The 15162-nt window shown below is 74.1% G+C and carries 11 protein-coding genes and 1 pseudogene; 4 read left to right on the top strand and 8 right to left on the bottom strand.

Annotated elements, in window-relative coordinates:
• Positions 1-54: 54 nt before the first annotated feature.
• The 3 genes from AB0917_RS20175 to AB0917_RS20165 all read right to left on the bottom strand — a co-directional run bounded on the left by AB0917_RS20175 (position 55) and on the right by AB0917_RS20165 (position 3199).
• The gene (locus AB0917_RS20175; RefSeq protein WP_366820960.1) at positions 55-1629 is read right to left on the bottom strand and encodes an SDR family oxidoreductase; all 1575 of its coding nucleotides are present in this window, start codon (positions 1627-1629) and stop codon (positions 55-57) included.
• Positions 1630-1728: 99 nt separating this feature from the next.
• Complete coding sequence (locus AB0917_RS20170) at positions 1729-2184, bottom strand: SRPBCC family protein (RefSeq protein ID WP_366820959.1); 456 nt, start codon at positions 2182-2184, stop codon at positions 1729-1731.
• A 169-nt stretch (positions 2185-2353) separates the two neighbouring features.
• Entirely contained in the window at positions 2354-3199 is an 846-nt protein-coding gene (locus AB0917_RS20165) for a DeoR/GlpR family DNA-binding transcription regulator (protein WP_366820958.1), read from the bottom strand.
• Between the two features lie 253 nt (positions 3200-3452).
• On the opposite strand from AB0917_RS20165, the gene AB0917_RS20160 reads away from it, so the two are divergent.
• Complete coding sequence (locus AB0917_RS20160) at positions 3453-5873, top strand: hypothetical protein (RefSeq protein WP_366820957.1); 2421 nt, start codon at positions 3453-3455, stop codon at positions 5871-5873.
• Here the strand turns inward: AB0917_RS20160 and AB0917_RS20155 are convergent.
• The 4 genes from AB0917_RS20155 to AB0917_RS20140 form a co-directional block, all read right to left on the bottom strand.
• On the bottom strand, positions 5843-8281 hold the full coding sequence (locus AB0917_RS20155) for a right-handed parallel beta-helix repeat-containing protein (RefSeq protein WP_366820956.1): 2439 nt from the start codon (positions 8279-8281) through the stop codon (positions 5843-5845). The two genes, AB0917_RS20160 and AB0917_RS20155, sit on opposite strands and share 31 nt — an antisense overlap.
• A 247-nt stretch (positions 8282-8528) precedes the next feature.
• On the bottom strand, positions 8529-9128 hold the full coding sequence (locus tag AB0917_RS20150; protein WP_366820955.1) for a hypothetical protein: 600 nt from the start codon (positions 9126-9128) through the stop codon (positions 8529-8531).
• Positions 9129-9149: 21 nt separating this feature from the next.
• Positions 9150-9974 (bottom strand): MOSC N-terminal beta barrel domain-containing protein, encoded by an 825-nt coding sequence (locus AB0917_RS20145; protein ID WP_366820954.1) that lies wholly within the window; start codon positions 9972-9974, stop codon positions 9150-9152.
• A 72-nt stretch (positions 9975-10046) separates the two neighbouring features.
• On the bottom strand, positions 10047-10532 hold the full coding sequence (locus AB0917_RS20140) for a DUF6643 family protein (protein WP_366820953.1): 486 nt from the start codon (positions 10530-10532) through the stop codon (positions 10047-10049).
• A 984-nt stretch (positions 10533-11516) separates the two neighbouring features.
• On the opposite strand from AB0917_RS20140, the gene AB0917_RS20135 reads away from it, so the two are divergent.
• Positions 11517-12197 (top strand): 2-phosphosulfolactate phosphatase, encoded by a 681-nt coding sequence (locus AB0917_RS20135; RefSeq protein ID WP_366820952.1) that lies wholly within the window; start codon positions 11517-11519, stop codon positions 12195-12197.
• Positions 12198-12273: 76 nt separating this feature from the next.
• A complete protein-coding gene (locus tag AB0917_RS20130; RefSeq protein WP_366820951.1) occupies positions 12274-13599 on the top strand; it encodes a TerD family protein in 1326 nt (441 codons plus the stop codon).
• Between the two features lie 85 nt (positions 13600-13684).
• On the opposite strand, the gene AB0917_RS20125 is transcribed toward AB0917_RS20130, so the two are convergent.
• Positions 13685-14884 (bottom strand): glycosyltransferase, encoded by a 1200-nt coding sequence (locus AB0917_RS20125; RefSeq protein WP_366820950.1) that lies wholly within the window; start codon positions 14882-14884, stop codon positions 13685-13687.
• 58 nt (positions 14885-14942) lie between these two features.
• Between AB0917_RS20125 and AB0917_RS20120 the strand changes: the two are divergent.
• Positions 14943-15162, top strand: a pseudogene (locus AB0917_RS20120) (glutamate racemase); the annotation flags it as partial.

Genomic DNA, 15162 nt, shown 5'->3' with positions numbered 1-15162 from the left:
ACCTCCCGGGGAGTTTGCGGGCAGGGAACCGCGCACACCCTAGCGGCCGGGGCGTCAGTTGTCTGTACCACTGTCGGCCACCGGCTTCTGCCCCGCAGGCCGCGTCCGGGCGGCGGTCCTGGCGGCCTCGGCGATGTTGCGCGCCATCCCGCCGAACACCACCGCGTGGAACGGCGACACGCTCCACCAGTACGCATGGCCGAGCAGCCCCTGAGGGTGGTACAGGGCGCGCTGGCGGTAGAGCGTGCGCCCCTGGTCGTCGGTGCCGACCGACAGTTCCAGCCAGGCGGCGCCCGGCAGCCGCATCTCCGCCCGCAGCCGGAGCAGTTCGCCCGGCACGATCTCCTCCACCCGCCAGAAGTCCAGCGAGTCCCCGACCCGCAGCCGGTGTGCGTCCCGCCGCCCGCGCCGCAGCCCCACCCCGCCGACGATCCGGTCGATCCAGCCGCGTACCGCCCAGGCGAGCGGGAAGGAGTACCAGCCGTTCTCGCCGCCGATGCCCTCGATCACCCGCCACAGCTCCGCCCGGTCCGCCTCCACGGTCAGCTCCCGCTCGTCCCGGTAGAGGCTGCCGCCCGACCACTCCGGGTCGGTGGGCAGCGGGTCGCTCGGCGCACCCGGCAGCGAGGCGGAGGACCAGCGGGTGTCCACCTGGGCGTCCTTGATCCGCTGGAGGGCGAGCCCCAGGGCCCGGTCGAAGCCGATCGGACCCTCGGGCGGATCGGGGACGTACCGCACGATGTCGTGCTCCTGGCAGACCACCTCGTGGCGCAGCGACTCCGCCAGCGGCCGGGCGATCGACCGGGGGACCGGGGTGACCAGGCCGATCCAGTGGCTGGAGAGCGTCGGGGTGAGGACGGGGACCGGCAGGATCAGCCGCCGCGGCAGCCCCGCCACCCGGGCGTAGCCCTGCATCATGTCCCGGTACGTCATGATGTCCGGGCCGCCGATGTCGAAGGTCCGGCTGACCTCGGGCGGCAGGGTGGCGCTCGCCACCAGGTACCGGATCACATCCCGTACGGCCACGGGCTGGATCCGGGTCGAGACCCAGCTCGGGGTGACCATCACCGGCAGCCGCTCGGTCAGATAGCGCAGCATCTCGAACGAGGCCGACCCCGAACCGATCACGACCGCCGCCCGCAGCACCGCCGTCGGCACCCCGGAGTCCAGCAGGATCCGCCCCACCTCGGCCCGCGAACGCAGGTGCGGCGACAGCTCCTTCTCCTCCACCCCGGCCGGGGTCAGCCCGCCCAGGTAGACGATGCGCCGCACCCCGGCCGCGTGCGCCCGCTCGCCGAAGTTCCGGGCCGCCCTGCGGTCGGTCTCCTCGAAGCCCGAACCGGAGCCGAGCGCGTGCACCAGGTAGTACGCCACGTCGACGTCCCGCATCGCCTCCGTCAGCGAGTCGGCGTCGGTGACGTCGCCGCGCACCACCTCGACCCGCTCCGCCCAGGGGTGGTCGCGCAGCTTCTGCGGGGTCCGGGCCAGCGCGCGGACCTGGTGGCCGGCGTCGAGCAGGGCGGGCACCAGTCTCCCACCGATGTAACCGGTGGCACCGGTGACCAGACAGCGCAGGGCCACCTCGTCGGAGGGATCGCGTACACCGGGTTCCTCAGGAAGATCCGTCACCTGTCCGAGTCTGGCACCGGATCGCGGACGGGGGCGGTACGAGGCCTCCGTACGGCGCAGTGACCCCGTCCGCTCCGGCTTCCCGGCCGGCCGGCGGCCTCAGCCGTTCCCCCGGCCGTCCGGCGCGGCCAGCAGCTGGTCCAGCACCCTGCCGAAGAGCCGCCGCCCCGCGGAGGCCAGGAGCGGATCGCCCCACCGCGGCACCAGCCGCACCCGCAGCTCCTCCACCCACACCACATGGGAACCGGAATGCGTCGGCAGTACGTCGATCGAGGCCCGGCCCAGCACCACGGACCCGCGCTTCTCCAGCAGGCAGGCACCGGCCCGACCGGCGGCGGGCGGCGTCCAGCGGACCACTTCCATCGGATCGTCGAAGGCCAGCGGCCCGACCCCCGTACGCGCGGTGAAGACCGTGCCGACCCTGGTCGGCGCCCCGCCCTCCACCGAGGCGGCGGTCAACGGGACGTGCGCGGTGTGCCGTTCCCAGTCGGTCACCCGCCGCCAGGCCTCGGCTGCGGGGAGGGGGGAGAAGCGCTCGATCCGGAAGACGGCCATCCCCCGATCCTAGGACGTCACGGCCGGACGGCGACCCGAACGGAATGCGGACAGCCACACCCCGGGCCCTCACATACCGGCCTTCACACCGGACAGTCGCACCCGCGGGCCGTCACACCCTGGACAGCCACCCCCCACCTCATCGGCGTGAGGCCCACCGTGCCCCGGGTCAGCCGGGGGTCGCGGTCTCCTCGGGTGACCCGCCCGCCACCACCAGGCCCGGCAGATGCTCGCCGATCTCCTCGCGCACCCCGGGGGCCAGCCCCGCGTCCGTCACGAAGGCGTCCACCTCGTCCAGCGTGGCGAAGGAACTCAGCCCCACCGTCCCCCACTTGGTGTGGTCGGCCACCACCACGACCCGGCGGGCCGACCGGACGAAGCGGCGGTTGGTCTCGGCCTCGGCGAGGTTGGGGGTCGACAGACCGGCCTCGGCGGAGATCCCGTGCACGCCGAGGAAGAGCAGGTCGAAGTGGAGGGAGTCGATGGCCCGGTCCGCGACCGGCCCGACCAGCGAGTCCGAAGGGGTCCGTACCCCGCCCGTCAGCACCACCGTCGCCGTCCCCGGCCGCGCCCCCCGGCCGGCCGCCGGACGCTGCGCGTCGTGGAACACGTCGGCCACCCGCACCGAGTTGGTCACCACCGTCAGATCCGGTACGTCCAGCAGGTGGCGGGCCAGCGCGTAGGTCGTCGTACCGCCCGAGAGGGCGATCGCGCTGCCGGGCTGGGCCATCGCCGCCGCCGTCCGCGCGATGTCCTCCTTGGCGCTCAGCTCCAGGGCCGACTTCGCCTCGAAGCCGGGCTCGTGGGTGCTCGCCTCGACCACGGGGACGGCACCGCCGTGGACCTTCTCGACGACCCCCTGGCGGGCCAGCGCGTCCAGGTCCCGACGGATCGTCATGTCGGAGACGTTCAGCCTGCGGGTCAGCTCGTTGACCCGGACCCCGCCGCGCCGGCGCACCTCGTCGAGGATCAGGGAACGTCGCTGCTCCGCGAGCAGGTTCTGATTCTCGCTCAACGCCGGTGCCCGGTCCTTCCCTCTGCCCCACGGTCCCGCAGCGGCCTGCGGCACACGCTCATCCTGCCACGCAGGCATGTCCGGCGTACCACCTGGGGAGATTCCGTGAGACCGCTCACGCACGCGCCCCGCCTCCGTGATCCTGAGGCCGGGCCACGGGCCGGAGTCCACCGCTCTCCGAGTGCCTCCTGTCCGACCCCTGTCATGTCTTTGCCGGCCCGCGAGGCCGGCGCGCCCGAGAGAGAGTCCCCCCTTGGCTCCTGCCATCCCGCCCCCGCCGCCACCTCCGCGGAACACCGGGGCAGCGCTGGAACTGCTGGTCCACGGCGTCGGAGGCGCCACCCCGCAGGAGATGCTCGGCGATCCCCGTACCGTCCGGGTCACCGGGGACGCGACCGCCGCCGTGTACCGGCGCACCGAGGACGCCCACGGCGAGAAGCACCCAGAGCGCTACCGGGACGAGCCCGTCGCCGAGGCCTACTGCTGGTCGGGGCTCACCTCGGGCAACGGCTCCCGCGCCCTGTGGCTGCTGCTCCTGCCGTTTATGGTGGTCAACCTCGCCCACTGGATGCGCCCCACCGCCACCGGCCGCACCCGCGCGGTCCGGCTGTACGGCGTGCTGGTGCGGCTCGTCGCGCTCAGCCTCACCGTGCTGCTCACCGCGGCCGCCTGCGAGGTCGCGCTGGACCTGGTGGCCTGGCAGTGCGCGGGTGTCCCCGAGTGCTCCGGGCGGCGGTCCTGGCTCGGCTTCCTGTCGAGCGGGCAGGGCGGCTGGTGGTCCCAGCCCGGACGGCGTCTCGCCCTCGCCGCCACCGTGCCCGCCGCCCTGGTGGGGCTCCTGTGGTACCTCTCCAACCGGACCTGGAGCGCCTACGAGTCCCAGAGCCCCCTGGACGCCACGGACGCCGACGCGTGCGACCCCGACGGGACGGAGGAGGCCCACGGGCCCGGCGCCCCGGACGCCGACGACGGCCCGGCCCCCGTGCCCCCGGTCCCCCCGGCGCTCAGCAGGCCCGGTTTCTGGTACGGCCGCCGGCTCGTCGCCCGGCTCCGCGCCGCGCACACCGCCGCGGGCTTCCTCACCGTCGCCGCGGCCGTCACCGGCGCCGCCGCCCGCCACGACCGGACCGCCGACAGCCCGGTGCCGCAGGTGTTCGGGGCGGTCATCGAAGGCGCCATCGTGCTCTGCGCCGTGGTGGCCGTCTGGGTCGTCTGCCGCCGGGGCCGCAGCGAACGCGCCCGCGACACGCGTCTCGACGGCGCCCTCATCACGTACCTGCCGGGCTCGGCGCTCGCCCTGCTCGGCCTCGCCGTCCTGCACGCCGGGTGGTCGCGCCCGGCGTGGCAGTCCGCCGGCAGCCTGCCCGGCGAGACGGCCTTCCGGCTGCTCGCCCTCGGCCAGGGCCTCCTCGTCGTGATCCTCGCGCTGGTCGCCCGCAGCCTCTACCGGCGCACCCCCGAACCCCGCACCACGCTGTACGGCCTCGGCGGCCCGTCCGTCGCCATGCTCGCCTGCGCCCTGGGCGGGGTGATGACCGGCGGCGTGGCCCAGCGGGTCGCCGACTGGCTGGACGGCCCCGGCACCCCGGGCATGGGGCGCGGCTCGATCATCGAGGGCCCGCCCATCCTGCTCAGCTGGCAGGCCTCCGTCATCCCGGTGCTGCTGCTCCTGCTGCTCGCCCCCGTGCTCTACCTGGTCGTCCGCACCGCGCGCCGGGCCCGCCGCATGGGACCGGACATCGAGGCGGAGTACGCCCCCGAGCCGCCCGACCGCGCCCGCACCCGGCGCATCGCCCGCATCCGCGCCACCGCCGCCCTCACCGACTCGGCGCCCTGGATCGTCGGCGTGGTCTCCGCCGCCACCCTGTTCCTCGGCGCGGCGGCCATCGTGGGCTCCTGGGTTAGCGGAGAGGTGCCCGGCCTCGCGTCGGACGGGGCCGCCGCCCCCGTCGAATCGATCGCCGAGGCCGCCCAGTCGACCGGCTCCTGGCTGATCGGCTTCGGCTTCATACTGTTCGTCGCGAGCGGGCGCCGCGCCTACCGGGACGCCTCCGCCCGCCGCACCATCGGCATCCTCTGGGACGTGGGCACCTTCTGGCCGCGCGCCGCCCACCCCTTCGCGCCCCCCTGCTACGCCGAGCGCGCCGTCCCCGACCTGGCATCGCGGATGTGCGCCTGGACGGCGACCACCCGGGGCCGGCTCATCATCTCGGGCCACTCGCAGGGCAGCGTCCTGGCGGCCGCCGCGGTCTGGCAGCTCCCCGACACGGCCCGCCGCCGGGTCGGGCTGCTCACCTACGGCTCCCCGATCGAGCGGCTGTACGGGCGCTGGTTCCCGGCCTACTTCGGGGCCTTACCCCTGCTAGGGCTGAACCGCTCGGTGCACTGCTGGCGCAACCTCTACCGGGCCACCGACCCGATCGGCGGGCCCGTCCGGCTGAGCGCCGACCCCGACCCCGGCGTCGACCGGGGGCCGCTGCGGGACCCGCTGGCGTACGGGCGTACCACCGCGCTCCCGCTGCCCGAACCGATCCTGGGCCACTCCGACTACCAGGCCGACCCGGTCTTCGCACAGGAACGGACCGCCCTCCTCGAAGAGCTGGGCCCACGGCTGCCCCGGCAGGCGGAGAGCGGAGGGAAGTTTCAGAAGAGCTCCGGGAGGTCCTCCGGGTAGAGCAGGGTCAGGTCGTCCGTGCTCGTCTCGGCGAACTGGGCGACCCGGCCCGCGTGCCGCTCCACCATCGACTCGAAGGTCTGCCGGGCGGTGCGGCCGTTGCCGAAGGCGGGGCCCTTGGGGAGCGCGGTGAAATACTTCAGCAGCGCCTCCCCGGTCCCCTCCGCCAGGCTGTACTCGTGCTCCTCGGTCTGCTGCTCGACGATCCGCAGCAGCTCCTCGGGGAGGTAGTCGCCGAAGGTGATGGTCCGCGAGAAACGGGAGGCCACCCCGGGGTTGACGGTGAGGAACCGCTCCATCTCGTGGGTGTAGCCGGCGACGATCACCACCACCGCGTCCCGGTGGTCCTCCATCAGCTTCACCAGCGTGTCGATGGCCTCCCGGCCGAAGTCGCGCCCGGAGTCCTCGGGGGAGAGGGCGTACGCCTCGTCCACGAAGAGCACCCCGCCGCGCGCCCGGTCGAACGCCTCCTGGGTCCGGATCGCCGTCGAGCCGATGTGCTCCCCGACCAGGTCCACCCGGGACACCTCGACCAGGTGCCCGCGCTCCAGCACCCCGAGGGAGGCCAGGATCTCCCCGTACAGCCGGGCGACCGTGGTCTTGCCCGTACCGGGGGAGCCGGTGAAGACGAGGTGGCGGCGGACGGAGGCGGCCTTGAGCCCGGCCTCCTGACGGCGGCGGCCCACCTCGATCATGTCGGTCAGCGCCCGCACCTCGCGCTTGACGTTCTCCAGGCCCACCAGCGCGTCCAGTTCACCCAGGACCGCCGCGGAGTCACGGGCCGGCTCGGCGGCCGGAGCCACCGGCTCGGGTTCCCCGGCCCGCCGGTCGGGCACCGTGGAGAGCAGGCCGGGCGTCGACCGGGTGGCCGTCAGCACGGCGGGGGCCGGAGCCGGTGCCGTACGCAGAGAGCTCTCGTCGCTCGTGCAGTCCGTGACCACCGGGCCGGACGCCCCGGAACCGTCGCCCGCCGCGGCGCCGCCCTCGGCGAACTCGTAACCGCCCCGGGCGCACCGCTCGGTGCGGCAGCGGGTCAGCGTGGTGCGGCAGCCGTCCATGACGTGGAAGCCGTACCCCTCGCTGCCCGTCACCCGGCAGCTGTCGAAGGTGCCCCGGCCCTCGGCGGAGACGTAGAACCCGGCCTCGGCGGAGTTGGTGACCGTGCACCGCTGGATGACGGGGTCGGCGCCCTTGGTGACGATGACCCCGGTCTGGGCCGTGTCGATGGTGCAGTTGTTCAGCGTGCCGCCGCTGCCGTGGTCGCGGAACCAGGCGCCGGTGGAGGCCTCCCGGATCCGGCAGTCGTCCAGCTGGGCGGTGGCGCCGTCGCTCACGGAGACGGCGGTGTTGCGGATCTGGAAGAGGTCGCTGTCCACCACGTCGGCGCGCGAACCCCGGTCCAGGACGAAGAGGGCGTCCGGCACGTCGTGGACCCGGCAGGCGTCCAGTATCACCGTCGCCCCGTCACTGACCCAGACCGCCGGGTAGTCGCCCGTACTGTCGTGGATCTCGCACTGGTCGGCGTCCGCGCGGGTGCCCGGGTCCCAGACGGAGAGGCCGTTGCGGCCGAAGCGGCGGACCGTGGAACGGGTCAGCGTGAGCACCGAACGCGACCGCAGGTCGATCGCGTTCTCCGGTATGTCGTGGATGTCGCAGTCGGCGAGCGTCAGCACCGCGTCGGTGTCCAGCGTGACGCCGTCGCCCGAAGTGCGGTGCACGGTGCAGTCGGTGAGGTGCGCGGTGGCGCGGGCGGTGACCTGGACGCCGCTGCCCCTGATCTCGTACACCTCGCAGCCGATCGCCTCCAGACCGCTGCCCTCGCCGGTGACGCCGATGCCCGCGCCGGAGGCGTGGTGGACGCGGCAGCGGTCCAGGCGGGGGTGGCCCCCGTCGCGGACCGAGACGCCGGACTGCCCGGCCGAGACGATCTCGCACTCCTCGAAGACCCCGCCGGCCCCGTCCAGTACGGCGATGCCGACCCCGGCCGGATTGTCGACGGTGCAGCGCCGCACGGTGGGCCGGGCCGCTCCCCGTACCTCGATACCGGCGGCGGACCGCGTCACGATCCGCAGATCGGTGAACTCGGGGGTGCCGTCCTCCACCAGCAGGGCCGGGGCGGCGGAGTCCTGCCCCTCGATGTGCAGATCCTGGATGATCGCGGAGGCGCGCACCGTCAGCGGTACGCCGTCGACCGGCGCGATCCGCACCGAGCCGACCGACCCCTCGGGGCCGCGCAGCGTCACCGCGCGGTGGACGACGAGGTTCTCCCGGTAGGTCCCGGGCGCGACGGTGAGGACGTCCCCGTCGGCCGCCGCTTCCAGGGCCGCCGAAAGGGAGGCGTACTCGCCCGTGCGGCGGCGCCATCGCGATGTGCCGGTGTGCGTCACCTGGACCGTGCCCTGTGCCATGGAGTTGCTCTGCCCCCACCTCGTGCTGTGCGATGCCTCGGGTCCGCCCGCCCGCCTGCCGGGGAGACGGACGCGGTCGGACCACCGTAGCGCGCGGGAGGGGCGGGAGTTGACGAGTCGGGGTGCCGGGACGCTGTCGCCGGCCCCGGGCGGTCCCCGACAAACCGGGCGCGGTGGGGGACGTACCGGGCGCGGTGGAGGACGCGTCGGGCGCCAGGGCAGGGGCGGCCGCCGCTCCCGCCCGCCGTCAGCCGCCCGTTCCGGCCCGGCCCCAGTCCCCTCCCGCCTCGGCCCACTCCCGGTCCCAGAGCGCGTACCGCCTCCGCACCATGCGCCCGACGATCAGCCGCCGGCCCGCCTCGACGCACCCGGCGACGAGCAGGAACGCACCGGCACCGCCGAGCACCGCGTGCGTACGGGCCGCGCCCGGGTCCATCGGCGGTGGTACGGGGAGCCCCGCGCCGTCCGTCCAGATCCGCACCGGCGTACCGGGCTCCCCGGCCCCCGACGCGGGGGTGACCTCCCCGGTGCGCGGGGTGCCGTCCGGTGCCCGCCAGACCGCCGTCACCGAGGTGCGCCCCGACCCGGCGCCCGGGTCCCCGGCGAACCGCTGCGTCGCCGGGACCCGGGCCACCACGACCGCGGTGACGGGCCGCCGCTCCTCGTGCTGGGCCCGTATCTCCTGCCGGAGCGAGGCGTCGGCGAGCACACCGCACGCCCACCCGGCCGCCGGCGCCCCCAGCGCGAGCGACACCAGCGCGCCGAGCGTCACCCACGCCTCCCGGCGGTCGGTGGCGCGCCACAGCGGGCTGCCCCGCCACCGCAGGGCTCCCCGCACCGCCCCCACCCCCGTGTCCTCTTTCCGTCCTCAGTCCAGGATCTTGACGGGATCCCCGACCCGCAGCACCCCGGTCCCGTCCGGAATCAGGTTCTGGCCGAAGAGCAGCTGCTTGTCGACCCTGCGGTGGCGGGCCAGGGTGAGCAGCGGCTCCCTGCCGCGCTCGGCGGTCCGCTGGTCGGTGGTGGTGATCACGCAGCGGCCGCAGGGCTTCACCACGGAGAAGTGCACATCGCCGATGGCGATCCGCCGCCAGCTGTCCTCCTCCCACGCCTCGGTGGAGTCGACCACGACGTTGGGCCGGAAGCGGTCCATGGGCAGCGGCCCCTCGTGCGGCCGGTCGCCCGCCGCGACGAGGTCGTTGAGGGCGTCGAGCGAGGCCGTGGTGGTCAGCAGCAGCGGATAGCCGTCGGCGAAGGAGACCATGTCCCCGGGGCGCGCGTACTCGGGGTCGACGTGCCTGCGGCGCGCCGGGTCGTCGAGGTGCACGAGCTTGGCCTGGGAACCCAGGACCTCGCTGAACCAGGTGTGCGCCTCGGCCGCCGCCTCGGCGACCGTGACGGTGTCCCGGTGCAGCTCCACGCTGACCAGGCGCTCCGGCCCCGGCACGGCCACCCGCAGCGGCGGATGGCCCGGGGCGGAGAGGGCGATCCCGCCGCCGGGCAGCAGCACCGCGGAGATCCGCGCCATGACCGGCTGCTGACGTTGCGTGATGACCCGGGCCGCCTTGTCGACCAGCATCCAGCGGCGGTCGCCGTCGAGTCCCCATGGCTCGACGGCGACCTCGTCGGATGTCTGGACTCCCAGCGATTTGACCGGGTACACGTGGAGGGAGCGGAGCACAGGAGAGGCCATGGGCCCATCCTGCCAGTCACTCCCGTACGCGTACGCCCGGTTTTCCTCGCGGGACCCGTGTGGGGGGAGGGGTCAGTACCCCCGGCCCTGGTACGGCCGGTTGTACGGGTCCTCGTACGGCGACGGGGCCGGCGCGGGCCGCGGCGAGGCCGGGCGCATCGACTCGTACCCGGTGCCGGGCGCGGGGCGCTGCGGCTGGGGCTGCTGCGGATAGCCGCGGACCGCCGAGGGCTGCTGCGGGATGTACGGCGCCGGCGCGTTCTGCAGCCCGGCGGGGTGCATCGGCGCGTGCTGCGCGGGGGCCTGCTGGTACTGCGGCACCGGCTGCTGCTGCGGGTAGCCGTAGGAGCCGACGGGCTGCGAGGGGGCCGCGGGAAGGGCCGGCAGCGCGGACGGCAGGGCCGGCAGATAGCTGCTGGACGTGTCGTACGCGGCAGGGACGCGGATCGGCGCGATCTGCGGGGTGCCCCGCTCCGCGACCAGGGAGTCGTAGATCGGAGTGTCGGGGAACGACGCGGCGTAGTAGCCGCCGCCGAAGGCGGAGCGAGGGGAGGTCATGGCACCTAAGTTAAGCCCACGATGTGCCGATTGGGGAGCCCCCATCTTGGGGTCATCCGTTTTACGCTGGTTCTGCGCGCCTGAACTGCCAAAACATCGCTAATCCCGCCCCTATCGGAGGGCTTTCCCCGCAGGGGTGCCATTGTTGACGAGAAGTGGCGGGCGGGTTACGAAGAGCGGCGGCGGACCCGCTGCCCGGAACATACGGTCCGGGCTCGTCGGAAGGCGATACGGGCACGGGACAAGGAACACTTCACCGACGCACTCCTCCACGGACCGCTGACCTTCGACCGCCTTTTCGCCGCCGGCGGCCCGCGGGTCGTCGACCACTCCACGGGCGTCACCTCTCGGCCGGGTGCTGTGACGGGCCGGAGGAGTGGCGCGGCCGGCACCGGCCGGCACCGGCCGGCCGACCACGGCGGCCTGCTCGGATTCGGTCACGAGCCCGCCTCGCCGGTCGCCTCGGTGACACCGCCCGGCTCACCGTCGACGCCGAGCAGGGCGACAGCCCGGTGATCGAGCTGCACGCGTCCGGACCCCGCCGCCTGCTGACCGGTGCCGAGCGGGGCCTGACCGGCTTCCTCACCCTGGCGAACGCCTGGCCCTGCGGATACCTGCCGGGCCATCAGGCTCCCCCCCACAGCCGCCCTCGCGCGCGCTCTCGGCCTCCCCGGGCCGGCCGGCGGCGGCGCCGGGCCACATGTCCGGTAGAAGGAGACAGAGTTCGAACCGCACGACGCTCTTCGGACCGGGCCGGCTAATCGCAGCGTTTAACTCACAGCAGGGGCCGCCGAGGAGTTGTGCGACGGCGTTCGGAGAAGCGTGATCGACTCCGCCGGATTCCCCGTCGGTCAAATGCCGGGACGGCGAACCGCTCGCGGATGCACGGTTGTTCCGGCGCCGCCGATCGCGGCCCGCGAACCCCCGGCGATGGCCGAACGCAAGGACCACCTCCCGCGTCGTGGCGCGTGGGACCATGATCGGATGAAAACTCGTTTCCTCGGCATACCCGAACTGGTCGGGGTTCCGCCCGTCGCGGTCGTGGTCGATGTCATGCGTGCCTTCACGGTGGCGGCCTGGGCCTTCGCCCAGGGGGCGGAGAAGATCGTGCTCGCCGAGTCGCCGGACGAAGCCCTGGCGCTCAAGGCGTGCCACCCCGACTGGGTGGCGCTCAAGGACGGTCCGCCCGCCCCCGGGTTCGACACCGTCAACTCGCCGGGTCTGCTGCGCTCCATCGATCTCGGCGGACGGACCGTCGTGCAGAAGACCACGGCGGGGACGGTCGGCGCCCTGGCGGTCAAGGAGGCGTCGCTGGTGCTGTGTGCCAGTTTCGTGGTGGCGGAGGCCACGGCTCGCCTCCTGCGGGCACGCGCGCACGACGAGGTCACGTTCGTGGTCACCGGCGAGGACGGGCGCGCCGACGAAGACCTGGCGTGCGCTCAGTACATCGCCCGCAGGGCCACCGGGACCGGGACGGACGCGGCCGGGTTCCTCCACCGCGCCGCCGAGTCGCGCGCCGCCGTCGAGCTGGCGGAGGGCGTGCGTCAGGGGGTCCACCCCGATGACATCGCACTCTGCCTGGAGCTCGACCGCTTCCCCTTCGCCATGGTCGCGACCTCGGAGGACTCACTCATGGTCCTGCGCCCCCACACGGGCGACACGTAGCCGCCGGACCGCTCCGGTGGCCGCTCGGCGGAGGGATTAGGTTGTGGGGGAAGGCCTGCGGGCAGCCGGAACCGTGATGGGGGCGAGCATGACCATGCAAAAGGGAACCAACGTTCCGGTGCCGGCGGGCACCGTGCGCGTCGAACTGGGGTGGCGGTCCGCCGCCGGCAGCCCCGATGTCGACGGCTCCGCACTCCTGTTGGTGTCGGGGAAGGTCCGCGACGACGCCGACTTCGTCTTCTACAACCAGCCGGCCCACGCCTCCGGTGCCGTCCGCCACGAGGGCAAGCGGACCGCCGGCGACGGGGTCACCGACACCCTCCTCGTCGACTTCGGCAAGGTCGAGCCGGCGATCGACCGCGTCGTCCTCGCCGCATCGGCGGACGGCGGCGCCTTCGGCCGGGTGAGCGGGCTGTACGTACGGATCGTCGACGCGGCGGGCGGCGCCGAGCTGGCCCGCTTCGACTCCACGGACGCCACGGTCGAGACCGCGTTCATCCTGGGCGAGCTGTACCGGCGCCAGGGCGCCTGGAAGTTCCGCGCGGTCGGGCAGGGCTACAGCACCGGGCTGGAGGGCCTCGCGACGGACTTCGGCATCTCCGTCGACGAACCGCAGCAGGCCCCCGCGCCCCCACCGTCGCAGCCCGCCCCCGCCCCGGCGCCCACTCCGCCCGCGCCCCCGGCGCCCGCCCCGGTCGTCCACGCCGCCCCGCCCGCCCCGGTGGCACCTCCCGTACCGCCCGCCCCCGCGCCCGCACAGCCCGTGCGGCTGTCCAAGGTGACGCTGACGAAGGAGGCGCCGTCCGTCTCCCTCGCCAAGCAGGGCGGCACCTCCGGCGCGCTCCGGGTCAACCTCAACTGGCAGGTGCGCAAGCAGTTCAAGGGCTGGGGAGCGAAACTCGGCCGGGCCGTCGCCATGCACGGAGACCTGGACCTCGATCTCTGCGCGCTGTACGAACTCACCGACGGGCGCAAGGGAGTGGTGCAGGCCCTCGGCAACGCCTTCGGTTCACTGAACCAGCCGCCCTTCATCCATCTCGACGGCGACGACCGCACCGGTGCGGTCTCCACCGGTGAGAACATGACCGTCAACCTCGACCGCAAGGACCTGCTCCGCCGCGTACTGATCTTCGTCACCATCTACGAAGGCGCGCGGAGTTTCGCGGATCTGAACGCCACGGTGACCCTCCAGCCGCAGAACGGCGCGGCGATCGACTTCTCCCTCGACGAATGCACCGTGCCCTCCACGGTCTGCGCGCTCGCACTGATCACCAACAACGGCGGTGACCTCACCGTGCAGCGCGAGGCCCGTTACCTCGTACCCGACCGCGGGGTCAGCCCGCAGCGCACCATCGACGCCGCCTACGGCTGGGGCATGAACTGGACCCCCGGCCGCAAGTGACCGGGGAGTCACGTGTGAGCCGCGCGTGACCGGCGCGTGATCGCCCCGCCGCCCGGCCGGCCCCGGCACCCGTGTCCGCGGGGTGTCACCGGCCGGGCGCGGCCTCGGGCGTTCCGTCCGGATCGGGCCGGGCGTAGGTGCGTCCCTTCCAGGCGGCCCCCCGGCCCCGGTAGTGCTGCACCGCCGAGTCCACCGTCATCAGCAGGTACAGGGCCGCCGTGAACGGCAGCAGCGGCCCGAGCCACAGCGACTGCCGGTAGTAGGAGAGCATCGGCAGATACGTCGCCGTCATCACCGCCCAGGCCGCGCCCCCCGCCCAGGCCGCCGCCCCGTCGCCCGTCGCCAGCCCCGCCACCAGGGTCGCGGGCGGTGCCACGTACACGAGCAGGAGCCCCGGTACCGTCCCCGCCAGCAGCAGCGGACTGTGCCGCAGCTGCGCGTAGGCGCTGCGCGCCACCATCCGCCACAGGTGCTTCAGCCGCGGATACGGCCGCACGCTGTCCACCCGGTCCGCGAGCCCCAGCCAGATCCGGCCGCCGGCGCCCCGCACCTGACGGGCCAGCGACACGTCGTCGATCACCGCCTGCCGGATCGACTCCGGGATCCGCGCCCGCTCGGCGGCCTGTGTCCGCAGCAGCACACAGCCGCCCGCCGCGGCCGCCGTCCGCGACCGGGCCCGGTTCACCCGGCGGAACGGGTAGAGCTGCCCGAAGAAGTAGACGAACGCCGGGACCACCAGCCGCTCCCAGAAGCTCTCCACCCGCAGCCGCGCCATCTGCGACACCAGATCGAAGCCGTCCGGACCCTCGGTGCCCGCCGCGGCCACCAGATTGCGCAGGCTGTCCGGCTCGTGCGCGATGTCCGCGTCCGTCAGCAGCAGGAAGTCCGGCTTCCGCCGCCGGGCCAGCGCGATGCCGTGCCGCAGGGCCCAGAGCTTGCCGGTCCAGCCCGCCTCCGGCTCCCCGGGCTCCACGACGGTCAGCGGAAGGCCGCCGAACCGTCCGCCCAGCTCCCGGGCCAGCCGCCCGGTGCCGTCGCCGGAGCAGTCGTCGACCAGGATGATCCACGCTTCGCCCGGATAGTCCTGGACCAGCAGCGAGGGCAGGCTCACCGGCAGCATGTCCGCCTCGTCGCGGGCCGGTACGACCACCGCCACCGACGGCCAGCTCACCGGGTCGGTGAGCCGGGGCAGCCGCTGGTCGGTCCGCCAGTAGAAGCCCTGCCCCAGCAGCAGCCACCCCCACGCGATCAGCGAACCCACGGCGATCCAGGCAACGGCGCTCATTCGCCGCAGTCTGCCCCACTGAGCCCGGTCCCCAAGGGCTGTCGGCTAGGGTGACCGGGTGAAGATCGCGCTCATGGACTCCGGAATCGGCCTGCTGGCGGCAGCGGCCGCCGTTCGCCGACTGCGGCCCGACGCCGAGCTGGTCGTCTCCTCCGACCCGGGCTCCATGCCCTGGGGCCCGCGCACCCCCGAGGACGTCACCGCCCGCGCCCTGACCGTGGCCCGCGCCGCCGCCGCCCACCGGCCGGACGCCCTGATCGTCGCGTGCAACACCGCCT

Source organism: Streptomyces sp. NPDC007346 (genome assembly GCF_040703535.1).
In the GTDB taxonomy this organism is placed as follows: Bacteria; Actinomycetota; Actinomycetes; order Streptomycetales; family Streptomycetaceae; genus Streptomyces.
The sequence above is the reverse complement of the archived record's forward strand: the minus strand, read 5'-3'. Positions and strand labels throughout refer to the sequence as shown.